The 25,647-nt window shown below is 68.4% G+C and carries 22 protein-coding genes; 11 read left to right on the top strand and 11 right to left on the bottom strand.

Translation table 11 applies throughout. The features are described 5' to 3' along the window. Positions 1-85: 85 nt before the first annotated feature. Positions 86-1,606 carry a hypothetical protein gene (locus D7X32_RS46210; RefSeq protein ID WP_208752384.1) on the top strand — a complete coding sequence of 507 codons (1,521 nt, stop codon included), beginning with the start codon at positions 86-88 and terminating at the stop codon, positions 1,604-1,606. Next, positions 1,600-1,959, top strand: coding sequence for a DUF2019 domain-containing protein (locus tag D7X32_RS10275; RefSeq protein ID WP_120602342.1), 360 nt, complete (start codon positions 1,600-1,602; stop codon positions 1,957-1,959). Before D7X32_RS46210 ends, D7X32_RS10275 begins: the two co-directional genes overlap by 7 nt. A gap of 12 nt (positions 1,960-1,971) precedes the next feature. On the opposite strand, the gene D7X32_RS45400 is transcribed toward D7X32_RS10275, so the two are convergent. Continuing rightward, positions 1,972-2,718 (bottom strand): hypothetical protein, encoded by a 747-nt coding sequence (locus tag D7X32_RS45400; RefSeq protein WP_158625653.1) that lies wholly within the window; start codon positions 2,716-2,718, stop codon positions 1,972-1,974. Positions 2,719-2,871: 153 nt separating this feature from the next. On the opposite strand from D7X32_RS45400, the gene D7X32_RS10285 reads away from it, so the two are divergent. Further along, positions 2,872-4,413, top strand: a complete 1,542-nt coding sequence (locus D7X32_RS10285; protein WP_120602343.1) for a hypothetical protein — start codon at positions 2,872-2,874, stop codon at positions 4,411-4,413. Positions 4,414-4,488: 75 nt separating this feature from the next. On the opposite strand, the gene D7X32_RS10290 is transcribed toward D7X32_RS10285, so the two are convergent. Beyond that, positions 4,489-5,193, bottom strand: coding sequence for a hypothetical protein (locus tag D7X32_RS10290; protein ID WP_120602344.1), 705 nt, complete (start codon positions 5,191-5,193; stop codon positions 4,489-4,491). A 254-nt stretch (positions 5,194-5,447) separates the two neighbouring features. On the opposite strand from D7X32_RS10290, the gene D7X32_RS10295 reads away from it, so the two are divergent. Next, complete coding sequence (locus tag D7X32_RS10295) at positions 5,448-5,987, top strand: hypothetical protein (RefSeq protein ID WP_120602345.1); 540 nt, start codon at positions 5,448-5,450, stop codon at positions 5,985-5,987. 24 nt (positions 5,988-6,011) lie between these two features. Here the strand turns inward: D7X32_RS10295 and D7X32_RS10300 are convergent, their stop codons facing one another. Continuing rightward, the gene (locus D7X32_RS10300) at positions 6,012-6,614 is read right to left on the bottom strand and encodes a 2OG-Fe(II) oxygenase (RefSeq protein WP_120602346.1); all 603 of its coding nucleotides are present in this window, start codon (positions 6,612-6,614) and stop codon (positions 6,012-6,014) included. Positions 6,615-6,706: 92 nt separating this feature from the next. On the opposite strand from D7X32_RS10300, the gene D7X32_RS10305 reads away from it, so the two are divergent. Both D7X32_RS10305 and D7X32_RS10310 read left to right on the top strand, forming a co-directional pair. Continuing rightward, positions 6,707-7,324, top strand: coding sequence for a DUF4230 domain-containing protein (locus D7X32_RS10305; protein WP_120602347.1), 618 nt, complete (start codon positions 6,707-6,709; stop codon positions 7,322-7,324). After that, on the top strand, positions 7,321-7,833 hold the full coding sequence (locus D7X32_RS10310) for an O-acetyl-ADP-ribose deacetylase (RefSeq protein ID WP_120602348.1): 513 nt from the start codon (positions 7,321-7,323) through the stop codon (positions 7,831-7,833). Before D7X32_RS10305 ends, D7X32_RS10310 begins: the two co-directional genes overlap by 4 nt. A 7-nt stretch (positions 7,834-7,840) precedes the next feature. On the opposite strand, the gene D7X32_RS10315 is transcribed toward D7X32_RS10310, so the two are convergent. Next, the gene (locus tag D7X32_RS10315; protein WP_147450098.1) at positions 7,841-8,542 is read right to left on the bottom strand and encodes a hypothetical protein; all 702 of its coding nucleotides are present in this window, start codon (positions 8,540-8,542) and stop codon (positions 7,841-7,843) included. A 314-nt stretch (positions 8,543-8,856) separates the two neighbouring features. Continuing rightward, positions 8,857-9,057 (bottom strand): hypothetical protein, encoded by a 201-nt coding sequence (locus D7X32_RS10320; protein ID WP_208752385.1) that lies wholly within the window; start codon positions 9,055-9,057, stop codon positions 8,857-8,859. Positions 9,058-9,478: 421 nt separating this feature from the next. On the opposite strand from D7X32_RS10320, the gene D7X32_RS10325 reads away from it, so the two are divergent. Next, positions 9,479-11,032 carry an RNA-directed DNA polymerase gene (locus D7X32_RS10325; RefSeq protein ID WP_120602350.1) on the top strand — a complete coding sequence of 518 codons (1,554 nt, stop codon included), beginning with the start codon at positions 9,479-9,481 and terminating at the stop codon, positions 11,030-11,032. Positions 11,033-11,105: 73 nt separating this feature from the next. Here the strand turns inward: D7X32_RS10325 and D7X32_RS10330 are convergent, their stop codons facing one another. Next, on the bottom strand, positions 11,106-12,362 hold the full coding sequence (locus D7X32_RS10330) for a tetratricopeptide repeat protein (protein ID WP_208752386.1): 1,257 nt from the start codon (positions 12,360-12,362) through the stop codon (positions 11,106-11,108). 155 nt (positions 12,363-12,517) lie between these two features. On the opposite strand from D7X32_RS10330, the gene D7X32_RS10335 reads away from it, so the two are divergent. Together D7X32_RS10335 and D7X32_RS10340 are read left to right on the top strand one after the other, a co-directional pair. Next, entirely contained in the window at positions 12,518-14,317 is a 1,800-nt protein-coding gene (locus D7X32_RS10335) for an SAVED domain-containing protein (protein WP_120602352.1), read from the top strand. 25 nt (positions 14,318-14,342) lie between these two features. Further along, on the top strand, positions 14,343-15,287 hold the full coding sequence (locus D7X32_RS10340; RefSeq protein WP_120602353.1) for a nucleotidyltransferase domain-containing protein: 945 nt from the start codon (positions 14,343-14,345) through the stop codon (positions 15,285-15,287). Positions 15,288-15,302: 15 nt separating this feature from the next. Here the strand turns inward: D7X32_RS10340 and D7X32_RS10345 are convergent, their stop codons facing one another. Next, a complete protein-coding gene (locus tag D7X32_RS10345) occupies positions 15,303-17,342 on the bottom strand; it encodes a hybrid sensor histidine kinase/response regulator (protein WP_120602354.1) in 2,040 nt (679 codons plus the stop codon). Positions 17,343-17,516: 174 nt separating this feature from the next. On the opposite strand from D7X32_RS10345, the gene D7X32_RS10350 reads away from it, so the two are divergent. Beyond that, on the top strand, positions 17,517-18,302 hold the full coding sequence (locus D7X32_RS10350; protein WP_120602355.1) for a DUF2270 domain-containing protein: 786 nt from the start codon (positions 17,517-17,519) through the stop codon (positions 18,300-18,302). Here the strand turns inward: D7X32_RS10350 and D7X32_RS10355 are convergent, their stop codons facing one another. Continuing rightward, complete coding sequence (locus D7X32_RS10355) at positions 18,303-20,219, bottom strand: HEAT repeat domain-containing protein (RefSeq protein WP_120602356.1); 1,917 nt, start codon at positions 20,217-20,219, stop codon at positions 18,303-18,305. A gap of 87 nt (positions 20,220-20,306) precedes the next feature. Next, positions 20,307-22,490, bottom strand: a complete 2,184-nt coding sequence (locus tag D7X32_RS10360; protein ID WP_244238942.1) for a hypothetical protein — start codon at positions 22,488-22,490, stop codon at positions 20,307-20,309. 339 nt (positions 22,491-22,829) lie between these two features. Here D7X32_RS10360 and D7X32_RS10365 point away from each other — a divergent pair, with 339 nt between their 5' ends. Continuing rightward, entirely contained in the window at positions 22,830-23,837 is a 1,008-nt protein-coding gene (locus tag D7X32_RS10365; protein ID WP_120602357.1) for an isocitrate/isopropylmalate dehydrogenase family protein, read from the top strand. Positions 23,838-23,880: 43 nt separating this feature from the next. Here D7X32_RS10365 and D7X32_RS10370 read toward each other — a convergent pair whose 3' ends face one another. Next, the gene (locus tag D7X32_RS10370; RefSeq protein WP_120602358.1) at positions 23,881-24,258 is read right to left on the bottom strand and encodes a translation initiation factor; all 378 of its coding nucleotides are present in this window, start codon (positions 24,256-24,258) and stop codon (positions 23,881-23,883) included. 24 nt (positions 24,259-24,282) lie between these two features. Next, a partial coding sequence (locus D7X32_RS10375) for a vitamin K epoxide reductase family protein (protein WP_244238943.1) occupies positions 24,283-25,647 on the bottom strand: 1,365 nt, incomplete at its 5' end.

A 25,647-nucleotide genomic window follows, 5' to 3' on the forward strand; every position in this document is an offset into this window, starting at 1 on the left:
GCCTTCCGATGCCGCCGCCATTTCGGACCGGAGTGGAAGCATTCGAGGCGTCCGCCCTCCCCGGTGGGCTCCCTGGAGGTAGCCAATGCGCGTGAGTGTCGTGGCGCTGTTCGCGGCCTTGCTGATGGTGGGCTGCGCGGGCGTGGAGACTTCTTCAGCAAGAGGAGGCTCACGGGTCCTCCGGCAGCGTGCCGCCCATCCATCGGAGGCTCCCGGAGACGACGAGTCCGATGAGGAAGCGGACGCCCAACGCCTCCACCGGCGTCCCTTCGCCCGCATGCCGGTAGGGACGGTCATCCTCGCGCCTCCCGGGAAGGTCTCGCGGCAGGCCCTGGAGATGGGCCTGCTGGACGTGGACGCCTTCGAGAAGTTGCTGGTGCGCGCCGGCCTGGAGGACGTGGACGAGCTGCCCCTGCGCCGCAATCCCTTCACTCCGGATGACGCGGTGGAAGTGCTGGGCCGGTTGATGGAGAAGCCGGTGACGCTCGGCACCTTCCCGCCTCGCATGGCGGCGGGCTTCCTCCTGCGGGAGGTGTTGGAGCGCGGCGAGGTTTCCCGCGAGGAACTGGCACGGCGGGTGGCGCGCTTCGCCCGCGAGCAGGTGGCGGTGCTGAGGCCTGACGGCTACCTCGCGTGGGCACTCAACGGCCACACGCAGCAGAAGGTCGCGCCCATCCAATGGAGAGAGGGCGCCTTCCGCGCGGGCAACTTCGAACTGGGCCGCTTCTACAGCGGCAAGGGCGGTGTCTTCCGTCAGGTCGATGCGCAGCTCCAGGCATCGGACTCGCGGCCTCTGGCCGAGGTGTACGACGACGCGGACGTCCTCGGCCGCTCGCTGGATGGCGCCGAGGACGCCTTCGTGGAGCTGTACCACGCGCTGGGGCAACTCCTCTCCCGCCCCGCGGACAGCATCGCGGGACTGCGCAACCTCCCTGCGGGCGTCGTAGCCCTCATTGCTTCGTCACCCGAGTACTGGGAGCGATTCCAGTACATGACGGCCGGCGAGCAGATCCGCGAGACAGCCCGGCTGTCGACGGGGGTGCTCGCCACCTGGGGCTCGGCGTCGGCCACGACGCGGACGCTGAAGGGACTGGCGTCGGGCGCCGAGGCCACTCTGCCCGTGCTGTCGCTGTCGGCAGAAGGTGTGCTGGTGCTGGAGCGCGTCTCCGTGCCGGTGGGACGCGCGGCGGCGGTGTTGAGCAGCGGCCCCGGGGCGGCCATCATCCTCCAACGAGTCGATGACACCGTGGGCGATGGAAACGGTGGAGGTTCTCCACCGAGCGGGCCGCAGGGCTATGCGTCCTTCAAGTCGTTCAAGCGGGCCATGGGTCCGGCGGGGAATGGGAAGGAGTGGCACCACATCGTGGAGCAGACCGACGGGAACGTGGCGCGCTTCGGGCCACAGGCGCTCCACAACACGGAGAATGTTGTTCCACTCGACAAGGCACTTCATAACTCGGTGAGTGCGTTCTATTCGTCGCACCAGTATCGGATCACAGGCTCGACGTCGCTGACCGTTCGGCAGTGGCTGAGCACCCAATCATTCGAAGCCCAATCTGCATTCGGGCTGCGCGCAATGGAGAATATTCGGAACGGACTATGGTGACGGAAGCCCTTCAGAAACTCGTCGAGAAGTTCGCGCAGCATGCAGCGGCACAAACAGAGGCCATCATGCAGGGGGACGCGAAAGCCGCGAACAAGCACGCGAATGAATCGATTGCAGCGTTCAAGCGGCTGAGGACCCAGGGGGATGTGGGACGGGATGCGCTCGCAACCCTCTTCACCCATCCACGGATGGACGTTCGAACGGCAGCGGCGGCATTCCTCCTGCGGTATCGCACCACTGAAGCAAAGGCGGTGTTGGAGGAGGCTTCGAAGGGAAAAGGGCTGATCCCGTTCGAGGCCCAGGAAGCCCTGAAGCGATGGGAAGAAGGAACCTGGTCCCTGGACCCCGCTTGAACGAATCCCCCGCTACGCCCCACCGCCCTGCCACGTGAGCATCCCCATCACGCCCACGTCGCGCGCGCCCCCCGCGTGGAACCTCCAGGGCACCGCCACGCCGAACTCCAATGACTTCAGCGGGCGCGCCAGCAACCCCGGTGAGAGGAGCACGGTGGACGTGCCGTCCTCGTCCCGCCACCCCGCCTCCACCATGGGCCGCAGCGGCCCCAAGGCCAGCACCGCTCCCGCCGCGAAGTCTGGATGCAGCTCGCTGCCCAGGCCGCGCACGCCGGGCAGTTCCTCCGCCTTGAGCTGGAGGTTGAAGCCCACCGGGCCCACGTCCTGATACGCCAGCAGGTACGGCTCGAAGCCCGGGCGGAAGCGGTCGTCCGCGAGCTCCCGCGTGGCCTCCAGGTCCATGCCCACGCTGAGCGTGAAGCCTCGCTGTCTGTCATTGACCAGCGCCAGACCGATGCCCGCCTCCGCCGTGTCCAGCCCGCGCGGATCCTCCGGCGTCGTCAGCGCCACCTTCGCCTCCAACTGCACCCGGTCGCTGACGCCGTACTCGCCGCGCACGGGCAGTTCGAAGCGCGTCTCGTCCTCCTGCCGCGTCCACTCCAGCCCCGTGCCCAGCTCCACCTGCCCCCGCTGCTGCGGTGGCGCCCCGTCTCCCAGGAAGAACTCCTGCACCCGCCCCTGCACCCCTTCCGCCGCGACCGCTGGCACCGCGAAGAGACCCAGGACTCCCACCGTGACGAGCTGCCGTGCGTTCGCCATGTCAGCAGGGTGGACACGGCCCTGAGGCTCCGGGGCCTCCCCACCGTGCGCCCCACCGCTCGGCCGCACGCCTGCTTCCATGGGAACAAACACCCAGGCGCTCCGCGTGGAGGCTTGCATCACCGTGCGTGAGGGTGGCAAAGCCTCGGGACCATGACCTCCGCCGCCATCAAGCCCGCTCTCATCTTCGCGCGACACACCGTGGCCCTGCTGGCCCTGGGCCTCACCGCCTGTGGCGGCAAGGACGTGCGCCCGGGTGATGACCCCTCCCCCGATGAGAACCCCGCGACGGACCCCTGCGTGGAGAGCACCACCGCGGATCCAGCCAGTGGCACGTGCGCGCCGCTGCGGTTGCAGTGCGCCAGGGACCTGAGCGGCTTCAAGACGGACCGCTACGTCTGGCGCGACCGCGACTGCCACGTGCGCTCCGTGTCGCTCGTGCGCAACGACGCGGCGGACCCCGCGGGCTGGAACGGCGGCTACATCCGCCGCTACACCTACGAGGTCGCCGGTGCCGAGCGCACCTGCGATGGCCAGAACCCGCAGGTGCCCGGCTGGGGCATGGTGACCAGCCACCTGAAGGACGGCCAGACGTGGGGCGCGTGGACACAGGACGTGCGCGGCACCGGCCGCTTCGTCTTCAAGGGCGCGCACCACGCATTGCACGAGCTGAAGTGGCCCCTGTCGCTGGACGGCCACGTGGTGCAGGTGACCGTGCAGTACCTGTTCGCCACCGGCCGGGACCACCCGCTGTATGCCATCACCCACGACGCGTCCGGCTTCCCCGCGAACCAGATTGAAGCCGACGTGCGCTCGCCCTACGGCGACCTGGGCTTCGACGGCAACGCCAACACGGACATCGCCGGCCTGGGCTGGGGTGACAAATACCGCTTCGTCACGCTGTCCTCGCCCGTGACGCTGAACACCGGCTGGGACTACCGCGAGCTCAACGTCGTCCCCTACACGCGCATGTGGACCGCCGCGCCGGACGCGGAGATGGGCGCGGTGCAGACCCAGACGTGGGAGCAGAAGGCCGCGGGCGGCTACTGGCTGTATCCGCAGTGGGGCACGCGCCACGCCAACGGCCCCATGCCCGAGGACTACAACTGGGCCTACCAGCTCAACCAGTACGAACTGCCGTCCGTCACCAACTCCCACCGGCTCGCGTGGGGCAGCAACTTCGGCGCGGTGGGAATGTCGCAGTACCCGCGCCTGGGCGACAACGGCGTGATGCTCTCCGGATATCCCTACCAGAGCTATTCCGTCTTCATGGTGCTGGGCACGCACGCGGCCAACCCCGTGCTGTCGCTCGTGTCGGAGGTGGAGGCCTGGCAGGGCGTGAAGCTCACCGCCTCCGAGGGCTCCGTGCGCACGCGCGGACCGGGCGGAGTGGGCCGCTCGGACGCCGTCGCGTATGACGTGGCGGGCTACAACCCCGTCTACGCCACGTGGGAAGCGGAGGCCGCCTCCAACCGCGTGACGCTGACGTTCGACACCGCGGGCCGCACGCTCGCGCACCCCATGCTCGTGGTGCACGGCTACACCGCCGCCAGCGCGCCGACGACGGTCAGCCTGGATGGCCAGGCGCTGACCCCGGACACGGACTACTTCGCTTCCGTGGACACGGAAGGCAAGGCGCTCTGGCTCACGCTCCAGCGCGACCTGAAGGGCTCCGCCACCCTCAAGGTGGAGTAGCCACACCCAGGAGACAGGCCCCTGGCACCGTCGTGGGTGCCCGGGGCCGTCGTCCCGCTGCTTCACGCCTGGGCGTCAGTCCGCGGTGCCGCTGCCGCCGTAGCCCTGCGGGGCCTGCGAGCGCAGCCGCTGCCACTCGGCGCGGGCGTCCTGCTCCACGCGCTTCTGCTCGCCCACGCGGCGCCGGGCGTCCTCCACGCCGCGCTTGGCCTCGGCGACGGCGGACATGAAGTTCGCCTCGGACATCTCCTGGGCGCGCACGTCCCCGCTCTTCTCCAGTGCCTTGTACTGGGCCAGGTTGAGCTCGGTGTCCGCCACCTTCAGCTCCGCGTCGCGCAGGTCCTTCTCCGCCTTGGCGGTGTCCGTCTTGCGCTCGTGCCAGGCCACCTCGGCGTCGGCGGCGATGCGTCCGGCATCGGCGCCCTGGAGCCGGATCTTCGCCTGCGCGATGGGGCTCTGCTGGCCGGTGGCCTCGGCGGCCTTCACCGCGGCCTTCTCCGCCTCCATGCGGCTTTCGGCGGCGTCGCCGTTGCGGCGGGCCACTTCCGAGGCGCGCTCGGCGTCGCGCACCGCCACCTCGGCGCGCGTCACGTTGTCGGCGGCCTTGGTGCGGGCCAGCTGCGCGTCACGCACGGCGCCCAGCTGCTCCTCGGGGACGCGGGCCATCATCGCGTCGTCCACGCGCGCGGCCTTCGAGCTGCTACAGCCAGCGAGGAACGTCATGGACGCCCCCAACGCCAGCCCCATCACCCAATGACGCTTCGTCCTGTTCTGGAACATGATCTCAAACCCCCGTACGAAGATGACTGGGGAAGAACCTAGACACGCCTCCGCTACACGACAGGCGCCACGGACGCCGCCGTTCCCCCTGGAATCCGTTCGGGTCCGAGACGGCCGGAGAGCAGGCAGGCTCCGGTCTTTTCCCTCTCAGCGCCGTTGCGGTCCGGGACTTTCGTCACGGGGCATGTCCCAACCCGGACGCGGTGCGTGTCTCAAGGTCGCGCGAACGACGCGCCACCAGGGAGAGGGACCACATGAAGCGGACCGGATGGGGATTCGTGCTGGGAACGGGCTGCGCGCTGATGATCGCGGCCTGCGGTGCCGGGCCGGAAGAGGAGTTCGACGACGCCGAGGGCACCGAGTCCGTGAAGATGAGCATCTCCCTGGCGGGTGACGCGTGCGGCGTCACGGCGGCCGCGGCGACCGTGAGCGCGCCGGACCTTCCGCCCTCCTCCCCCCAATCCCTCTACGTGGGAAATGGCTACATCGAGGGCTACCTGAGCAACATCCCCGTCGGGTCCCGGCGCGTCGTGGACGTGCGGGCCTACAACCGGGCGGGGCTGGAGGTGTACGCCGGCAGCGCGGCCGTGGACGTGTACCAGGGCTCCGTGGCGTACGCGCAGCTCCAGCTGAAGCGCAATCCACAGAACTGCCCGGGCACGGGGACGGGCGACATCTACATCATCGGCACGTTGGAGGGCACCGGCCCCGGTCCGTCCTACGACGCGGGCACGGCCTACGACGCGGGCCCGGGTCCGTCCTTCGATGCGGGCGCCGCGTTCGACGCGGGCTAGAACGCGCGGAGGTGCTGTAAGCCCTCAGGTGCCCCGGCCGTAGAACCACGCGGTGAGAGCCAGGCGGGAGGCGTGGGCGGGCAGCACCTCGTGCTCCAGCCGCTCGCTCAGGAACACCACCAGGCGGTCCAGCACGGGCGCCACCTCCACCGGGGCGCCGGTGTCCTCCGGGAAGAGGCGCAGGAGGCCGCCGTCCTGCGGCGTCCAGCCCGCGTTCGCGTACCAGATGGCGGTGAGCCGGCGGTTGGACTGGCCCGGGAACGCGTCGCGGTGACGGGCGTAGTGCGCGCCGCCGCCTGGGTAGCAGGCGAGCTGCACGTCGAAGCGCCCCAGCCCCAGGTACGCGCCCGAGGACACGGCCTCTCCCAGCGCCTGGAAGCGATGCCACAGGGCTTCGAGTTCGGGGGCCGCGCCGGGCAGCACCCATTCGATGTGGTCGCCGCGCACGGAGGTGTCGAGCGAGTGGTCCGCGCCGCGCCGGATGCCCGCGGGCTTCAGCGTCCCGGCCTCCACGCGCGCGAGCGCCGCGGCCCGCACCGCCAGGGCCCGCGCCTCCCCGAGGAAGCCGTCCCGCACGAAGTACCCGTGCGAACCCAGGGCCTCCACCTCCGCGTCCGTCAGCTCCACCGTGTCTCTCCATCCCGAGCGCCTGTCCGGAAGCCCGCGTCCGCACGCTGCCCCAGGACGCCCCTGTTCCGGAAGCGGGTAGACTTCCCGCCATGGCGAAGAACGTCTCGCGAGCCCTGTCCCTCCTCGCCGCGGTCGCGCTCGGCGCGCTGGGGGCCTGGGTGCTGCTGCGTCCCGCGTCCTCCCGGCTGCCGGATACAGCGGCGGTGGTGGAGCAGATGCGGGAGGTGGCCCGGCTGGAGACGCTGGACGTGTCCCTCTACAAGAAGGTCACGTTCACACCGGAGCCGCAGGCCACGGACGCGCTGTGGAAGGACGTGCTGCTCTGGGCCAGCTACACGCTCCAGAACCCGCACGGCCGCGCCATCGTGTTCGCGGACGCGCACCTGGGGTTCGACTTCCAGCGCTTCGATTCGAGCCACCTGCACGCCGTGGGCACGCGCGTGGACGTGCTCCTGCCGCCCATGCAGGTGACGGTGGCGCTGCGGCCCGGGGAGACGGAGATCATCGACTCCAACCTGGACAGCACGCAGACGGCGCAGCTCCTGGAGAAGGCGCGTCTGGCTTTCGAAAAAGAGGTGCGGCAGGACCGGCGCCTCCAGGAGAAGGCGCGGCAGTCCGCGGAACGCTCGCTGCGGGGCCTGCTGCTCACGCTGGGCTTCCGCGAGGTGCGGTTCGTGGAGACCCTGCCGGTGGGGAGCGCGGGATGACCGAACGTCTGGAGTTGATTCAGGGAGACATCACGCGCTTCGCGGTGGATGCGGTGGTGAACGCGGCGAACTCCGCGCTGTCCGGTGGCGGCGGCGTGGATGGCGCCATCCACCGCGCGGCGGGTCCGGAGCTGGTCGCGGAGTGCCGCACGCTGGGCCGCTGTCCCACCGGGGAGGCACGCATCACGAAGGGCTACCGGCTGCCCGCGGCACACGTCATCCACGCGGTGGGCCCCGTGTGGTGGGGCGGGGACCGCGGCGAGGACGCACTGCTGGCTTCGTGCTACCGCAGCGTGTTCGCGCTGATGGAGCAGCACGGGCTGCGCACGGTGGCGTTCCCCTCCATCTCCACGGGCAGCTACAGCTTCCCCATCGAACGGGCCGCCCCCATCGCGTTGCGGGAGATGCGAGAGGCACTGGCACGTCGGCCGGAGCTGGAGCGCGTCACCGTGGTGCTCTTCAGCGCGCGCGATTTGAAGGTGTATCAGGAGGCGCTCAGCGCTCCGTAGTGCCGCATCAATTCCCGCGCGCCCAGGCCCAGTCTCCCACAAACCCTTCCCAGTCCTCGGCGGTCACACCGTCAGGCCGCCGAGGATGGGACCGCAACACACTGGCCTGCCAATCGGATTTCTGGATGGGCCAGGCCCGTGTGATGGCGCCAGGCGACGTCCCACCACTCCTCGGGTTGTCGTGCTCGAACCGGGTCGGATGGGTGATGACAGGCCAGAGCCCCAGCAGAGGAGGCATGGCGCCTTCAAGCAGGGCGGCGTGGATCCGGTCATGCCCATCCACCACCAACCACTTTTCTGGCAGTTCCATGTAGAGCAGCAACGCTGGAGGGAGCGTTCCGTCCCGGACGTGCTTTCGCCAGGCCTTCACGCGGCTGGCGTCAGGACGTGAAGGCTCCCGCAGGGCCAGCACCGCCCCCATCTTCGCTTCTGGCCAGAGCTGGGCGTCCGAGCTGCTCCACGACCATCGCTCGACCCAGAAAGGGTCGAAGCGCAGCGCGGTCTCCAAGGCGTAGGGCGACGCCGGTGGATAGCCAGGACCATTGCCCGGCGGGGAGTTGAGTTGGGCACGCTCTTCGGGAACCACCCGCAGCGGATGCAGGGACCAGCGACCGGAATGGAGCACGGTGGCGGTCGCGGCCTCCAACTCGCGCGCGAAGTGCCACGTCCAGGACTCCCACCAGCTCCGGGAACCCGATTCATGGGGCACGCCCCGCGCCTGCGTGGCCTGGATGGGCGCAAGGGCCCAGGGAAAGGGCGGACGGGCGGGCCCTCTCAGGACGCCACAGCAGGACCAGCGGAAGTGGATGCGCATCCAGAAAAGCGGCTGCCCCTGGCTCATCAGCCGGATCCCCTCCTCCGAGGAGGCCTCGAAGTGCAGGGAAGGCCGCTGCCGCCAGATTCCTTCATGCGGCACGACCATGCCCAGCCCCGGGCCCGAGGACGCCCGCCACTCCCTGTCGTCCGGCCCCACGATGAAGCGTCCCGCCATCTGGCCCTTCGTCCCTTCCACGGCCGGGTGCTTCATCCCGGCCGCAACACATCGCCGTCCAGCGCGAACACTCCGTTCGGTGCGTGCCCCAGCGCTGCGAGCCTCCTCACCGATTCACCGTCCGAGTCGCGGTACAGGAGCGCCACCTCGCGCCGGCCCAGGCTCACGCGCAGCGGGCCTCCGCCCTTGGCTGCCTCCAGCCTTCGACGCTGCGACCATTGGAATTCACCCAATCATTTTCGTCAGCGCACAGACGACATGTTCTCTAGAGGAGAACTGATTCGCCGCCGCAGGGGCCCCAAGCCTAAGCAGCAGTGCGCCTATCCTATCAACAGGGCACTCTGCGATGCTTGATACTAGCGCTGGGCATCCGCAAGTGCACCTCACGTATATCTTGCCCGCGAGAATAATTTCTCCTGCGGCGATCACTCCCCTCCACCTGAACACCCGCACAGGCAAGCAAACCCCAGGACATATAGGGAGGCTGGGTGGCCCAAGACCCAATTGGTGAAAACGACCAAGGCCCTGCAATACTATCATCCAATCAGACAGGTCCGCCGCTAGGACACTTGCCCCCATCAATTACACCAAGCGCCCCTCCCATCTCCTCAGTGTCCGCAGAACAGTTCACCCAGCAAACTTGACGATTAACATATGAGCACCAGCCCAAGCCCCTCAGACACAGACATCATTCGCGCTCTAGAACTCGTAACAGAAGACCAGCGCGGAGATCTGTTTTACAAGCACCCTTTTGAGATCGACATTCTCAAGAGAGACCTATCGTGGCTTGAGCGCATCTCCACACAACTCGCCGAAAACAAGTACACTGCAGCGCAGGCCCGACCTGTAGATGTCCCAAAGCCCGGATACCACATTCGCCCGGCGGCACACCTCTCACTAGAGGACCAAGTCGCGATAAGCTACCTCCTAATTAAGTGCAAGCAAACAATAAGCAAGGCCATCTCCTGGTCGGAAGGAACAATTCGCCAGTCTCATTGGATCTCAGAAGGAGGCAGTTGGTTTAAGGACGCATACAGCGGATGGAAACACTTCCGCGAGAAGTCCATTCAAACCATCCTTAATGGCGCGAAATTCGTCTTCATCACCGACATTTCTGGCTACTACGAAAACATAGACCTATCAAAACTTTCTTCGGACCTCAAAAACCTAAGCATTCCCACAAAGACAGCTGATCAGATCTCAAGTTGCCTAAACAAGTGGGCTGGGCCGAGGCGGCGAGGCATTCCTCAAGGCTACAATCCGAGCCATCTACTTGGAGAACTCTACCTAGACTCATTCGATCACAACCTACAAGACGAAGGCTTTACGCATCTCCGCTATCTCGACGACATCCGAGTTTTCGCCAGAACAGAACAAGAAGCGCGGCGAGCACTTCATAGAGTGACCGTGCTCCTTCGTGAACGCGGACTCAACCTCCAGACATCAAAAAGCAAGATATTGTCGGGAGATGAAGCAACCGCCCTTTTTGATGGCGTCGCTCCAATAATAAAGAACGTGAGCGAAGAAATCGCTAAAGAGCTCGATCTACTGGAAGAGATTGGCTACGTCGGAATGGAAGAGTCCAGACGAGCACTAGAAAATCTTTCATCTCCACCTCTCGAAGTACTCCAGCGAACCTGGAGACAGTTCGAACAGGGAAGTCTAGGCGGATTTGACAAGACCCTTTTTCACTATCTTTTGAACCGTCTAGGCAAGGCCAAGGTTCCTGATGCAGTTGATTATAGCCTGCGACTGCTGACTGAGCGCCCAGAAGAAACATCCACATGCCTCCACTATCTTCAGCAGACAAATGGGCGGGAAGCCGAGATCGCCAAAGCGGTAGCTGAAATAATCCAGAGCCGCGACACCCTCTTCATCCACCAAGTCTACACCTGCCTGAGATGGCTATTCGACAACAAGCTTAGAATCGAATCAGTAGTAGAGCACTGTCGCTCGCTCTCCACTTGGTCGCCAGAACGTTTTATTGTTCGCCCATATGCAATTGCATACATTGGTCTCTTTGCGTCACTCAGAGACTTCGAGCGCCTGGAAGGACTCTATAGAGACTCTTCCGACTGGCTAGATCGAGCAACTGTAATCTGTGCCTATCGGAACGCCATCATCGATATGCGGAACGCCTTTTATGGCCGAGTCAGAGGCGAACACGAGCTAGTGGACAGAGCAATCGCATACTCCAAAGCCGCATAGAAGCGTCCATGTCGACAGGCCATTTGGCGGCGGCCGATCGAGCAGAGACTATTCTCAAAATCAAAGCGTTCGTTCACGCCAAAAACAAATATGATCCCTCCAACAGGAACACCCCAGGCACTCCGTCCGGCGCATGTCCCAGTTCAGCAAGCCTCCGCACCGATTCACCGTCCAGGTCGCGGCACAGGAGCGCCACCTCGCGCCGGCCCAGGCTCACGCGCAGCGGGCCTCCGCCCGTGGCGGCCTCCAGCCTGCGACGCTGCGACTTCGTGAGCAGCCGTGCGCCGTCGTGCCCGTCGCCGCCCGCCACCGCCCAGATGCCGGAGAACGCCTCCGCCAGCCGCACCTCGCCCTGGTCGATGACGACGGGCCGCACGTCGGCGGGACGCAGCTCCAGGTTGTGCCACGCCGCCGCGTCCACCGCTTCCAGCGTGAGCCCCGCTTCCTTCAGCGCGGAGACGGGCAGGTAGCGCACGAACTCCGCGTCCTCCAGCACGTAGAAGACCTCCAGCCCCGCAGGCCCGGGACGGAACAGCGCGCCCTGCGTCCCCGCCACGAAGCCGGAGGGCCGCAACACCGGGCGCAGCGTGTCCAATGACACACCCGTGGGCCCCACGCCCGAGGACAGGCCGCCCAACCTCGACGCCAAGGCGTCCACGTGCGCGGTGAGCCCCTGCGCTCCCGGTGCCTCGCGATACGCGGCATACAGCGAGCCCACGTCCACGCGGCCCACACCGCCCGAGGCCAGCTTCACCAGCAGGTCGCGGCCCTGGCGCCGGAAGGCCACTCCCGCCCGGCCCAGCGCGGCGGTGAGCGCGGCGGTGAACTCCGGGCGCAACACCTGCTCCTCTGGCATGGGAGGCGGAGGCAGGTCCACGGCCTCCAGCTCCGCGCGCAGCAGCTTCGCCTCCGCGTCGAAGGGGTCGCGCTCCACCGCCTCGGCCACGTAGGCGCGGGCGCGCTCGCCCTCTCCCTGCCGCAGCGCGAGCACGGCCAGCACCTTGAGCGCCTCCGGGTCACCCGGGCTCAGTGCCAGTGCCTCCCGCAGCTCGGCCTCCGCTTCGCGGTGCCGCTCCAGGCCCAGCAGCGCTCGCGCGAGGCCCAGGCGCACCTGGAGGTCCTTGGGGAAGTCACGCCGCAGGGCCTGCATCAACGGTAGGGCCTCCCGCTCCGCGTCCGCGTTGACCAGCGCATGCGCCACGGTGAGGCGCAGCGTGGGGCCGGGAGCTCGCGCGGCCTCGGCACGCAGCGACTCCAGCTCCGCGCCGCTGAGCACTTCACCCGCCTCCACCTTGCGGCGCAGGCGCTCCAGTTCCGCCGGGGAAATCACGCGCGGACAATAGTGGTCCACGCCAGCAGCGCCCAGCCCGGAACGCTGTCGTACTCCTGGCCCGACACCAGCCCCCTCGGGCGGATGAAGAAAATCGACGGTGCCGCGATGGCTTTTCCTGCGCCTCGCATCTTTGGGAATGAGGGAACCATTTCATGAGTGAACCACATACCGCTCCCCCCGCTGGACTCATCCTGCTGTCCCATCCGGAGCAACGCCCCATCACGCCACTAGAGGCGGTCCAGGCACTGCCCCCCAGCGCAATGAGCCTTCCGCGCGTCACGGTGGAAATCGACATGGCGGATGCCGCACAGCAGGCCATCCGCTCTCGGGACTGGAGCGCAGCCCACCGAACCCTGGAACAGCTGTTCAAGGACCAACTGGAACCCCAACTGAAGCAATACCCCGGCTACCGGGTGGTCTATCTGGGCTCTTCCTCCATTCCGCTGACGCTCTATCTCGGCGCACGCGTCCATACATGGAGGCAGATCGAGGTCATTCCCCACCACCACGTGCATCGGACTTGGGGATGGCACTCTGAGCCTGGAAGTCCTGCGGCGCGACTGGCGCCCATGCGGCTTCCCACCGAGCGGGACAGGACTCCTGGAGAGGCTGTCATCCGGGTTTCGACATCCCATGTCGTCGACCCCCAAATGACTCGCAGAGTCGTACCGACACCCATGGTGGAGATCGACATCGCGCTGGAGCAGCCCTCCGAGGACGCCTTCTCCACGCCGGATGAGATGCAGGCGGTGGCCAGTGCCTTCCGGCAGGCCCTGGATGTGCTGGGGGACCAATTCACGGGAGTCCAGCGAGTGCACCTGTTCGCATCCGTCCAGCCCGGCATGGCGTTCCTGCTGGGAGCGCAGATCAGTCCGACGATGCATCCGGCCATTCAGACCTACCAGTACACCCGGAGCCAGGAGCAGGGAACGTTTCACGCGCCTGCCATCCTTCTCAATCAGCCGCCACCGCCAGAACGGATTCCCCTCACCGACGAAGCCATCCGCCGAGCCCAGGTGGACCGTGAACAGCTCGCGGCGGACCTGGAGCGAATGAAGGGGTTCGCGACCACTGCATCCAGGATCTCCTCCTCATGGCTTGCCCAGGTGCTCGGTCCGAAAGAAGGAACGGCAGGCGTTGCGCCCCACTGGACGCATCTTCCCACGCTCGGAGAGACGCCGCTGCACAACGCGTCCGTCGACCTTGACAGCCGGACGGTCCCCGACAGCTTCACATTCTCTCAGCGTGGGGCCTGGCAACTGGACGATGTATGGCTGGATCAACTCGCACGCCGGTTGGCAGACGCACCGTCACGGCAGCAAGCCTTGCGCTTGCTGGTCCTGCACGAGTTCGCGCATCGGGGGCCACAAGCACTGACCCGCTCGTCGAGCCGTGAAATCGGCCGCTTCCCCAAGGTTCTGGAGGAGGTCGACTACCAAGCCGATGTGTGGGCCATGCTTCACGAGTACGCGCTGACTTCTCTGCACCATCCTCGTGAAGCGGCAGACGTCAGGGCCTTCTTCATGAACATGGTTCTCATCGCCACGAACACAATGTGGGCATTCGATGACTCCGGCCCTCCTCCTGTGGAGTTCCAGGTCCGCCGTCTCAATCGCTATCTCATCTGGTACTGGCAGTACCTTCTGCTAGAGCGAGGCGCCGGAGCAGGACGTGAGACTCCGCTCGACTTCGTGCTCGGACTGTTGACCCACCGTCCCGTCATCGAACTGGCCGGCCCCAACGTCCACACCCACGATGAGCGCGTCTATTTCGCGCTCGACCATGCGCATCTGAACATTCCTGAACTGGCCATCTACCACCAGGGCCGCCTCTTCAGACACGGCGCTCGCGCGGACTTCTCGCTCACGGAACTGATGGCCCGCGTCCGCGCGCGCGATGGCGAGGGGATCCTGTCGGTCCTCCGCTCGGCCTTTGAACAGACGGTCCGCTGAAGGACCTCATCCCCCAGGAGTCACCATGACGATGCAGTCACGATTCCGGCGTTTCCACGAAGCCATCCAACTGAAGCGCTACAACGAGAACGCAGGGCTCGTCGAGAAGCGGGACCGCGTGCTGAGGCGGCTGCGTGAAAACGCGCCACGGTCCTTCGAATTCTTCAACCAAGGCAGCTATGCCATGGGCACCGGCATCAAGCCCCTGGATGGCGACTACGATATCGACGTCGCCATTGTCTTCGAGCTCAACCCTCACGCTTTTGACCCCGTCGAGGTCAAGCGCTGGGTCTACAGCGCGGTCGCGTCACACACCAGCCGGGTAGAGTGGCGGAGGTCCTGCATCACCGTCTATTATCAACAAGCAGGCGAGGCGGTGTATCACGTCGACTTGGCGGTCATGGCTCGCACTCCCAATTCGCGGGGCTTCCATCTCGCGATTGGCAAGGAGCACTCCGCCGACAGCCAACGCAAGTGGCAACCTGACGATCGGCAGGGCTTCATCGAAGCAGTGGAAAACCGTTTCTCTGGCGAGGAGGCAGCCCAGTTCCGCCGGGTCATCCGCTACCTGAAAAGGTGGAAGGATCATCACTTCTCCTTGGAAGGCCGGGCAGCGCCCACGGGCCTCAGCCTGACAGTCGCTGCCTACAAGTGGTTTCGGCCCAGCCAGGGCTCCACCTGGATGGGAACGGAGGAAAGCGACCTCGCGGCGACGCTCAACCTGGTCAAAGACATCCGACGTAACTTCAGCCAGGTCTGGGACTCGGATACCAATAGGAGCATTCCCCGCCTCTCGCTACAGTTTCCGAATGCGCCCTTCGATGACGTGCTGAAGCGAATGACCCATCAGCAGATGGAGGAATTCCACCAGCGCATCGTGAAGCTGGATGCCTGGCTGGAGCACGCGAATAGGACGGGCTCTGTGACATCCCTCACGTCCGCTTTCGGGGATGACTTTCCTGACGACTGAGTTGGCGCCCGCCCCTCAATGCGTTGCGTCGTGCGGATCCACCTGCCCGGTGGGTTCCTCTTCGGCCCGGCTCTGGGAGAGGAAGTCGTCCAGGGCGCCCACGTCGATGGGCTTGCGGAACACGGCATCCACCTGCGCGAGGCTCGCGCGGTTCTGTCCGCGCACGTCCATGCCGGTGACGATGGCCAGCAGCGCCTGGGGCGAGCGCTGCCGCACTTCGCGCGCCAGCTCCCAGCCCGTCATCTCCGGCATCACCGCGTCCAGCAGCGCGGCGTCGTAGGGATTCTTCTCCCACATGTGCAGGGCCACATCCGGGCTGTGCGCCACCTGCACGTCATAGCCTTCCTCGCCCAGCACCTCGGCCATCATCCGCGCGTTGTCCAGGTCGTCGTCCACCACCAGCACGCGGCGCGCGCGGCCCGGCAGTCGCGGAATGCCTCCCGGAGCCATCCGCGGCGGCGGGGGCGGAGCCTCGCCGGCCGAAGCGTCGCGGAAGCGCGGCAGCCTCACGAGGAAGCTCGCGCCTGAACCGTCGCGCCGGTTCTCCACCGTCAGCTCTCCGCCCCAGCGCTGCACCTGCGTGCGCGCCACCGCCAGGAACAGCGAGAACTGCGGCGCACCGGGGTCGCGGCGCAGCGGGTCGAACAGGCCCGCCAGTTCATCCTGCGCGTAGGGCCGCCCGCCGTCCTCGATGCGCAGGTCCAGCCAGTCCTCCCCCGCCGGGCGGGAGCGGACCGTCAGCGTGCCGCCCCCCTCCATGCGGTCGCGCGCGGACAGGAGCAGGTTGACGATGAGCTCGCGGAAGAAGCCCGCGTCCGCCTTCACGCCCCACGGGAAGCCCAGGTCCAGCTCCGTGTGCACGGGGTGCTCGCGCTGCTCCAGCTCGCCCCGGGCCAGCTCCAGCGCCTCGCGCACGGTCTGGTCCACCGGCACGTTGCCCAGGTGCTCCTCGGTGCGCTGCACGTTGAACTCCTGCAGCCGCGCGACCAGCTCGCCAATCTGGCGCACCGTCTTGTCCAGCGCCTCCACGTGCTCCGGCTTGTATTCGCGTTGCAAGAGCGTGATGCGCAGCCGCAGCACGTTGAGGAAGTTGTTGAGCGCGTGCGCGGCGCCGCTCGCCAGCTGCCCCAGCGCCTGCTGCCGGGTGCGCCGCAAGAGCTGTCCCTGGAGCCGGCGCACCTCGCCGTGCGCGTTCTCCAGCGCCTTGGTCTTCACGGCCGCCTCGGTGCGGTCGCTGAAGGTCTGGATGACGCCCGCCAGGACGTGGTCCTCCTCCCACACCGGCGTGGCGCTCATCTCCAGCGTGGCGTCCCCACCGCCGGGGCGCTCCACCTGCATCATCACGCCGCGCACCGGCGCCTTCTCGCGCAGCGCGCGCAGGAAGGGCATGTCCTGCACCTTGAAGGGCTCGCCCGTGGGATGCCGGGCGTTGACCTGCGTGAGCACCGGGCCCAGGGAGCCCGCGGCGCGCGCGCCCACCACCGCGCGCATGGGCACGCCCATCAGGCGGCTCACCGGCGGCGACGCGAAGGACACCATGCCGTCCGTCTCCGCCAGGAGGATGCCCACCTCCACGTGGTTGAGCACCGACTCCATCACCGCCGCCTCGCGGAAGCGGACCTCCTCCGTCTTGAGCACGCGCGCATACGAAGCCTGGGCGGACGCGTCCGCCTCCCACACCAGCTCCGACACCAGCTCCGCCACGTTCGCGTCGATGACGCCCTTGTTGCGGCGCGCGTAGACGTAGAGCAGCACCTCCTGGAGCGACTTGAACTCGCGCGTCAGGTCTTCGGGTTCGAAGTTCTGGTCGTACCGGAAGGCTCCGTGCGAGCGCACCACCTCCGGCCACAGCCGCACCGCGTCCTCGCCCCGGTCCTCGAGCAGCCGGGCAAGCTCATCCAGCAGGTGACGCAGCGGCGCGCGCAGGTCCCGGCCGGGGACCTCCACTTCGTACGTCTCCGCGCGCAGGCGCTTGGACCACAGGCGCGTGATGCGCTCGCCCTCGTCGGAGAGCAGGCCTGACAACGCGGAGATGGCGGAATCGGAAGAAGGCACGCTCAAGGGCGCACGATGCGCACGCCCCAGGCGTCCAGCCACCCGCCCCCCCTGCCCGCGCGGCGCGGCAGTGTCTGGCTGTCCACAGGGCGCCCTCCGTCAGGGGCCACGAGCGCCCGCCTGCCCGGCCGCCCTGGCCCCGGCGCGCGGCCGTCCCCAACTTCTCCGGCACGGATGAGCGTCAAGGAGCGCAGACAGAACGATCTGGAACAGCCGGTGCTCTCGCAGCAGGCGATGGCGCAGCTCTTCCGTGGCGAGCTCAGCCGTTCGGACACGTGGCGCACGCGCCTGGACACGACGACGAACTGGGCGCTCACCACGACGGCGGCGGTCATCTCCTTCGGCTTCGCGACACCGGCGAGCTCGCACGTCACGTTCCTGGTGGGCATCTGGATGGTGGTGTCCTTCCTGCTCATCGAGGCGCGGCGCTACCGCTATTACGATTTGTGGAACCGCCGGGTGCGCTTGCTGGAGGACGGCTGGTGGGCGCCCATGCTGCGGCGCGAGCCGGTGGATCCGGACGCGCTGCGCGAGCTGGCGGTGGAGATGTCCCGGCCGCAGATCCAGCTGTCGCTGTTGTCCGCCATCGCGACGCGGCTCAACCGGGCGTACGGCCCCATCCTCATCGTCCTGTTGGTGACCTGGTTCTTCAAGGTCTACAGCCACCCGCGTCCGCCTCGAGACTTCGCGGACTTCGTGCAGCGGGCGCACGTGGCCTGGCTCCCCGGGCCGGTGGTGATGGCAGGGCTCCTGTTCCTCACCGTGGCGGCGGCGTACCTCTTCACCGCGTCCTTCTTCATCCGGGCGCCGCTGGGTGAGCTGCGCACCCGTCCGCGCGGGCGCCGGGCAGCGCTGTGGGAGGCGTTCTACCGGCCCTACGCCATCCAGCGCCGCAAGCGCCCGCGCACCCCGAGCGCCCGGCCTGGCCCGCCGCGCCCGCCGGCCCCGTTCGACCACTGATCACCCGCCGAGCTGCGCGCCCACCTGCGCCATCAGCGCCATCACCCGGGCGCGCGTGGGGGCCTGGAGGTCCGGCCGCACCGCGAGCGCCTGGAGCATCTGGAACACGGGCGTGCCCCCTTCCAGGTGCTGGGCCGCGACCGCCAGCAGCGCGGGCTCCTCGCCTGACGCCAGCCCCCCGGACACCACCCAGGCCCGCAGGTGCTCCAGGGCGCCAGCGTCCAGGGTGCGCGTGTTCAGCGCCTCCAGCAGCGCCCGCTGCACGCCCCGGTCCTTCTCCGTCTCCAGCGCGTCCAGCAAGAGCCGCGTGGCAAGCTCCTGCGGGGCGGCGCGCAGCGCATCCGCCGCCGCGGCCCGCACGTCCGGGGACTCCGCGCGCAGGTGCGGCGACGCCACGTCCATCAGCCGCTCCGCCCGCGTGCCGCCCATCGCGCGCAGCGCGTGCGCCCGCGCCTCGTCCCCAGGGGCCTGGGCCACGGCGTTCTCCAGCGTCCGCACCGCGGCGCGCGCCTCCACGGAGTCTGGGTTCAGGTGCGACGACCAGACCCCCAGCGCGTACGACGTGGCCCGCTCCACCGGGACGTCGTGCTCCGTGCGGGCGCGCTCCAGCAGGCCGTTGATCATCACGCCCGTCTCCGGCTCCGGCTTCGTCAGGAACCCCGCGCGCTGCACCATCATCACGTACGCGCCCGCGTGCTCCCGGGCCTCTGGCGACTGGAGGAGCGTGCGCAGCGTGGCCTGCGCCTGCGCGTGCCCCGCGCCCACCAGCAGGTCCAGCATCAGCTCGCGCATGCCGGGCTTCGTGCCGGGCTTCAGGAACAGGCGCGCCAGCTCCTGGCAGCGCTTCGGCTCCAGCGTCAGCGCCGCGATGGCCCGCCGCGCGAACACGTCCAGCCCCGCGATGGCGTCCGGGCTGCTGGCGTCCTCCAGCGTCTCCAGCAGCTCGTCCACCGTCATCCCGTCCGCCTGGCCGCGCAGCGCCGCCATCTCCGGATCCATCTCGAAGGCAATCTGCGACGGCGTGCGAATCACCAGCTTCTGCTCGCCCGACGCCGGCAGGGGCTGCATCTCCCGCGACTGGTAGGTCAACCGCAGGCGTAGCCGCTTGGACAGGAGCACGCGCCCGTCCGTGCCTAGCGCGTCCAGCACCTCGTCCTGGGTGATGGCGACGAGGCGTCCTTCCGCGTCGCGGTCGAAGGTCGTGAGCGAGCCCAGCTCCTGCTTCGCCACCGTCGCCGCTCCCGCCGCGCGCAGGCTCTGGTAGCGCGTCCTGCGGCGCGTCAGCCGCGAGGTGTCCCCGGGCTCGAAGGCGAACGCCGACTCCGCGTCGCCCGTCTGCGTGGACTCCGTGGTGGTCCAGGATGCCGCGTCGCGCAGCTCGGAGGGGAACAACTCCGCCGCCAGCGTCTGCGCGAACTGGCGGAACAGCGGGGGCTCCGCCTCGGAGAAGCGCACCGCCTGGAGCGCGCCGCGCGCATCCAACTCCAGCCACGCGCTGGCGGTGTCCGGCAGGTGGGCCTGAAGCGCCGCCGCGTCGGGCAGCAGCGCCTGTCCGGAGAGGGTGGCTTCGTGCCGCGCCAGCCGGCGCAGCGTCAGGCGCAGCCGGGTGCCCGTCGCGCGCGTCTCCAGCGCCTGGAGCATCAGCTCGCCATCCAGGTGCAGCACGCCCTCCAGCTCCTGGGCCTTCGCGTCCTGCGCCGGCATGGGCAGCGCCACGCGCGTCAGGTCATCCCAGACGAGGTGGAAGGTGTGCGCCTCGCCCACGCGCCAGCGGAACAGCGGCAGCCGGTGGACGGACGCGGAGGCCTCCACCGTCGCGGCGGACGGAGACGACTCGGACAGCCAGAAGGGCAACGCTCCCAGGCACACCAGGGCACCCAGGCCGGCCACGCCACGAACGAGGGTCGAGCGACGCATGAAACACTCCCGCAAGGAAAAGTCGAAGAAGGTAGGGAACCACTCCCCGGGGCCGTTGAAGGCGGCCCCGGGGTCATGCGAGCGCGGCTAGTAGAGCTGCGCGAGCGGCAGGTAATGCTGGTCGTTGAAGAGCTGCGCGCTGGTGCCGATGCCCGGCCACGACACGATGGGGAACTCCACCTTCAGGAAGCCCAGCTCCGCGAACAGGGAGAGCCGGCCGTCCAGCGAGCGCAGCGTGAAGTTCAGGCTGGTGCCCAGCCCCAGGAACAGCGTGTTGGGGTTGGTCGGATGCGTCGGCGAGCTCAGCGCCACGCCGATGCGGCCCTGGAGCGGCAGCTCGAAGCGCACGATGGTCAGCGTGCCGCGGACACCAATCTGGAGGCCCGGGATGCCGATGGCCAGCGACACGAAGCCGTTGGCGGACGCGTAGGGCCCGATGTTGCCCAGCAGGTCCAGCGTGATGAGGTTGCGCGTGCAGTCACGGCCCATGGCGCCGCCCAGCGAGGCGACAATCCCCACCTCCACGGACAGGCCGCCGCTCACCGTCACGGGGATGAACCACACCATGAAGGTGGCGCTCCCCTTGGCCGCGTCCTTGTCCACGAAGGGCTTGCGCTCCACGAAGGTGAAGCGCGCCGGGTAGGACTGGTCGAACGTGAAGACGGGGTTGCCCAGCACGCGCGCGCTCAGCTCCGCCCGGATGGCGGAGGGCTGCGTGGACGCGCGGCCCGTCAGGTAGGCGACCTCCTTGCGCGTCGGGCTGAACACGTTCGCGTAGAGCCCCAGTTCGCTGAAGATGCTGGCGTTGGTGTCGCACCAGTTGCCGTTGAACGCGGAGCCCGGCGTGCTGATCTCCCAGCCGGCGCGCAGCGAATAGCCACCGCCGAAGTTGTTGTCGCCCGCGTAGCCTCCCGCGGAGAAGTCCTGCCCCCGGCGCTTGGTCATGGTGACCGGGTTCACGGGCGGCTGCTGATTCGCCGCCTGCTGCGCCAGGTACTCCGCCAGAATCCGGGTGTACGCGCTCACCAGCGTCGGATTGAGCGTGTAGTCCTTCTGGGTCAGCTCCTTGATCTTCAGCCGGTCCGCGTTGCGGATGAAGCTCTCCGCGCCGAAGTCATTGCCGGTGACGGTGAGGCACTGGCGCAGGTCCGCCTCGCGGCGGGGCACCATGACCGCGTCCACCATCGCCTTGTAGCGGCGGGGGCTCCAGTCACACGCCGTGGCCTTGTCCGTGACGAGGCAGCCCTCGGCGTCCGCCTTCTCCAGCGACGCCTCCAGCGCCTTGTCCAGGCCGTACAGCTGCTCGGCGGTCTTCTCGTCCAGTTCCACCGTGCTGAAGTCGCGGCTGCGCAGCATCTCCGACTCGCGCTGCCAGCTGGCATAGGCGGCGTTGCGCCGCTCCAGCAGGGCGGAGAAGTCCTCCTGGCGCTGCTGCGAATCGTTGAGCACGTCGTCGGCGACCTTGCTCAGCGACTTGCTCATGGCCTGGTGCCACGCGTCCGAGGGCAGCACCGCCTGACGGGCCTCGGCGTTGTTCGCCTTCAGCGCCGCCTCGGAGGTGAACTCGTAGGCCTTGGCGCCCTTGGGGTACGGCCCCGGCACGAAGCGGAAGTACGCGTTCTTCTCCACGCGCGTCTTGCCGTCCCAGAGGGGGGCCAGCTTCTCCCCGTCCTTGCTGTACAGCGTGCGCTCCGCGATGCCCCTGGAGCCGTAGGCCGCGGTGAACAGCGCGCGGAAGTCGTCGCCGAACCGGCCCACGTCCTGCTCGAAGCGGCTGTAGTCGTAGTGCTTCTCGTGCACGTACTCCTGGCACGAACGCTCCAGCACGCCGTTGGCGTCCCACTCACCGCGCTGCTTGTTGTACGCCGCCTCCACCTTGGTGAGGTTCTTGTAGTCCTTGCGCGCCAGCACCTGGCCGCGCTGCACCTGGCCCACGATGGACTCATCCGAACCGGAGAAGAGCGTGTCGAGGACGGCGTTGGGCTGCACGGCCACGGACTCCACGCCGCCGCCCATGGTGTCGGGCAGCAGCGCGGTGCGCTTGGGCGCGGTCGTGTAGCGGGCCTTCCACTCGGACTCCATCAGGCCCTGGCAATACGAGTCGTTCTCCTGGCCGCACGCGGACGCGCGGTAGTCCACGTTGGAGCACTCGGTCAGCGTGGGTTGGGTGCAGGGGGCCGCCAGCGCCTGGGGCGCCGCCAGCGACAGGGTGGACAGCATGGCCCAGCGCACGGGGCGCGGCAGCCGGAAGGGGGTTCTGCGCAAGCTCATGAAAAGCCTCATCGGGGTGCGCACGGGCCAGCAGGGCCCGGACGCCGCCGCCTTGAGCACGATGCGTGCCGGGCCCTTGCGCCCCACGCGCCAGAGGGAGCGCCCACGCGGGTGAGGACGCGCAGACCACAAACGGCAAGAACCGCCGTTGCCCGGGAGGCAACGACAGACACTCCGCGCCCCGCGCGATGGATGTCTGGGATGGGAGGGACCAGGCCCCCCGGTTCCCCGCCGGGCGTCCGGACGGGCCACGCGCGCTGATGGGGGCCATGTCCCGGGGTGAAGTCCGGCCGCTTTCGTCCTTCCGGGCCCCCCGGATTTGTGGTGTGAACCACCCCCATGGCGAACACGCGCACTGTGACGGTCATCAACGGCGACGGCATCGGTCCGGAGGTCTCCGCGGCCACCATCCGCGTCCTGGAAGCCCTCAAGGTCCCCCTGGAGTTCGAGTTCAAGGACGCGGGCACGGAAGTGGTGGCCAAGTTCGGCACCAACCTGCCCCACGAGACGGTGGAGGCGGTGCTCCGCAGCGGCGTGGCGCTCAAGGGCCCCACCGGCACCGTCGTGGGCGGCGGCCTGCCCTCCGCGAACGTGGGCCTGCGCAAGCGGCTGGACCTGTACTCGTCCCTGCGCCCGGTGAAGAGCGTCCCCAACGTCAAGACGCGCTACGAGAACGTGGACCTCGTGGTGGTGCGTGAGAACACCGAGGACCTCTACGCGGGCCTGGAGCACATCGTGGTGCCGGGCGTCGTGGAGGCCATCAAGGTCATCACGGAGAAGGCCTCCACGCGCATCGCGCGCTTCGCCTTCGAGTACGCGAAGAAGAACAGCCGCAAGAAGGTGTCCGCCATCCACAAGGCGAACATCATGAAGCTGTCGGACGGCCTCTTCCTGGACTGCTGCCGCAAGGTGAGCCGCGAGTTCCCGGAGATCGCCTACGACGAGGTCATCGTCGACAACCTCTGCATGCAGCTGGTGAAGGACCCGACCCGCTTCGACGTGATGGTGCTGGAGAACCTGTACGGCGACATCGTCAGCGACCTGTGCGCGGGCCTGGTGGGCGGCCTGGGCATGGTGCCGGGCGCCAACATCGGCGAGCGCACCGCCGTCTTCGAGGCCGTGCACGGCACCGCCCCGGACATCGCGGGCAAGGGCATCGCGAACCCCACCGCGCTGATGATGTCCGCGGTGATGATGCTGGAGTGGCTGGACATGCGGGAAGCGTCCCAGCGCATGGCCAACGCCATCCAGAAGGTCTACGGCGGCGAGGCGAAGGTGCGCACCGGCGACCTGGGCGGCAGCGCCACCACGCGCGAGTTCACCGACGCCATCATCGCCGCGCTGTAGTCGTGGGCTTCACGGGGGGAGGAGGCCTCCCCCCGGCGGTGCTTCAGCCGACGACGACCTTGCGGACGCCCCGCGCTTCCAGGAGCGCGGGAAGCCGTTCGCGCTGGTCACCCTGCAACACCAGCGCGTCCTCCTCCACCACGCCGCCGCAGCCCAGGCCGCCCTTGAGCGCCTTGAGCCAGGTGTCGAGCTGGGCCGCGGGCAGCCCCAGCTGCTCCACCACCGTCACCTCCTTGCCACCCCGGCCCTTGCGCTCCATGCGCACCACGGCGCGCGCGGGGCCCTTGGGCTCCGGCTTCTGCCGGGGCGCGGGCGGGGGCGGCCCCACGGGCAGCGCTTCCCGCTGCGCGGACAGGGCGGCGAAGGGGTTGTTGAAGGGCCCCGGCGGCGGGGCCTCTTCCTTCTTGTCGCGCTTGCCCATGGCGTCTCTTCGCTCCGGTGCCCCTTACGGGTGGGCGTGGCCCTCGTGGCCGCCGGCGGCGCCGCGCGCGCGCGCGGGCGGCAGGGTGCTGAAGGCGGGCGCGTCGGGGTTGCCGCTCGCCAGCACCAGCGCGTAGATGAGCGCCGCGGACGGAGGCACTTCACGGCCGTTCACCAGCACCAGCGGCGTGCCCTGGATGTTGTAGCGCATGGCGTACTCGACGTCCTGGCGCAGCTTCCCGATGGTCTCCGGCGCCGTCATGCACGCCTCCAGCTGCGGGCGCGACACGGAGCCGGAGGTGGCGATCTCCATCACCTTGTCGGTGTCCAGGAAGGCCTGCGCGGCGAAGAGCTTCTCGCGCAGCGTCCAGAAGTCCTTCGCGCCCTCCAGGCACACCGTGGCCCGGGCCGCGGCGCAGCGCACGCTGAGCGCGTCCGGCCCGCGGTTGGGGATGGCCGGGTTGCACTGGCCATCCAGCGGGAACTGCCGCGCCTCCACGGACAGCATGCCCTTGGGCGCGTGCTGTTTGATCAGGGCCAGCTCCTCCACCAGGGCCTTGCAGTGGGGGCACTTGCTGTCGGTCCACTCCAGCACCTTCACCGGCGCGTCCGCCGGGCCGAAGAGGGTGCGCGGCGGGTAGGCCGCGATCTTCGGCTGCGCCGCCCGGTACATGGCGAGCGCATCCGACACGAACTGGAGCTGATCCGGCGGCAGGCTGGCGAGGAACGCGTCCAGCGTGGCCGGCGGCGGGGGCGGAGGCGGCACGTTGGGGCTGGAGGTGTCCTGCGTCTGGGCGGAGGCCACCGGCGGCAGGAAGGCGCCTGACTTGGGCGCGTGCGGCGTGGCCCGGCCGGGCATCAGCATGGCCACGAAGGCGACGGCGGAGAGGCCCACCGTCCACTTGAGCGTGTCGCCCCACTCGCCCGCCTGGGGCAGGAAGGGCCCGGGCAGGCCGCGCCACGCCACGCCCGCGAACGCGAGCACCAGCACGTAGGTGCCCAGACACGTGGGGCACACCACGCCCACGCGGGCGCTGACGGAAGCGAAGACGACGACGGACACGACGCCCGCGAGCGCCAGAAGCCGCAGGCCGCTGGCGGCCGGACGCACGGAGCGCCCCGCCTTCGCCCACGCCAGGTACAGCGCGGCGAGGCCCACGGCGGTGAGGCCCCACACGAGCCCCAGGCCCGCGATGGGGATGCCCAGCGAGTCATGCACGGCGCTGGCGAAGTCCGAGTTCCAGACGGTCTCGCAGTTGACGTGCTCGTTGATGCCGCAGCTGGTGGCGCCACCGGCGCGCAGCGTGAGCAGCTCCATCCATTGGTAGACGGCGAGCGCACTGGTGAGGAGGCCCAGCACCAGCAGCGCGAGTGCGCCACGGGTGGGGAC

Source organism: Corallococcus carmarthensis, from assembly GCF_003611695.1.
Taxonomy (GTDB): domain Bacteria; phylum Myxococcota; class Myxococcia; order Myxococcales; family Myxococcaceae; genus Corallococcus; species Corallococcus carmarthensis.

Coding starts and splice junctions, on each gene's coding strand:
- D7X32_RS46210 (WP_208752384.1), top strand. CDS start 86: ATGCGCGTGAGTGTCGTGGCGCTGTTCGCGGCCTTGCTGATGGTGGGC.
- D7X32_RS10275 (WP_120602342.1), top strand. CDS start 1,600: ATGGTGACGGAAGCCCTTCAGAAACTCGTCGAGAAGTTCGCGCAGCAT.
- D7X32_RS45400 (WP_158625653.1), bottom strand. CDS start 2,718: ATGGCGAACGCACGGCAGCTCGTCACGGTGGGAGTCCTGGGTCTCTTC.
- D7X32_RS10285 (WP_120602343.1), top strand. CDS start 2,872: ATGACCTCCGCCGCCATCAAGCCCGCTCTCATCTTCGCGCGACACACC.
- D7X32_RS10290 (WP_120602344.1), bottom strand. CDS start 5,193: ATGTTCCAGAACAGGACGAAGCGTCATTGGGTGATGGGGCTGGCGTTG.
- D7X32_RS10295 (WP_120602345.1), top strand. CDS start 5,448: ATGAAGCGGACCGGATGGGGATTCGTGCTGGGAACGGGCTGCGCGCTG.
- D7X32_RS10305 (WP_120602347.1), top strand. CDS start 6,707: ATGGCGAAGAACGTCTCGCGAGCCCTGTCCCTCCTCGCCGCGGTCGCG.
- D7X32_RS10310 (WP_120602348.1), top strand. CDS start 7,321: ATGACCGAACGTCTGGAGTTGATTCAGGGAGACATCACGCGCTTCGCG.
- D7X32_RS10325 (WP_120602350.1), top strand. CDS start 9,479: ATGAGCACCAGCCCAAGCCCCTCAGACACAGACATCATTCGCGCTCTA.
- D7X32_RS10335 (WP_120602352.1), top strand. CDS start 12,518: ATGAGTGAACCACATACCGCTCCCCCCGCTGGACTCATCCTGCTGTCC.
- D7X32_RS10340 (WP_120602353.1), top strand. CDS start 14,343: ATGACGATGCAGTCACGATTCCGGCGTTTCCACGAAGCCATCCAACTG.
- D7X32_RS10350 (WP_120602355.1), top strand. CDS start 17,517: ATGAGCGTCAAGGAGCGCAGACAGAACGATCTGGAACAGCCGGTGCTC.
- D7X32_RS10355 (WP_120602356.1), bottom strand. CDS start 20,219: ATGCGTCGCTCGACCCTCGTTCGTGGCGTGGCCGGCCTGGGTGCCCTG.
- D7X32_RS10360 (WP_244238942.1), bottom strand. CDS start 22,490: ATGAGCTTGCGCAGAACCCCCTTCCGGCTGCCGCGCCCCGTGCGCTGG.
- D7X32_RS10365 (WP_120602357.1), top strand. CDS start 22,830: ATGGCGAACACGCGCACTGTGACGGTCATCAACGGCGACGGCATCGGT.
- D7X32_RS10370 (WP_120602358.1), bottom strand. CDS start 24,258: ATGGGCAAGCGCGACAAGAAGGAAGAGGCCCCGCCGCCGGGGCCCTTC.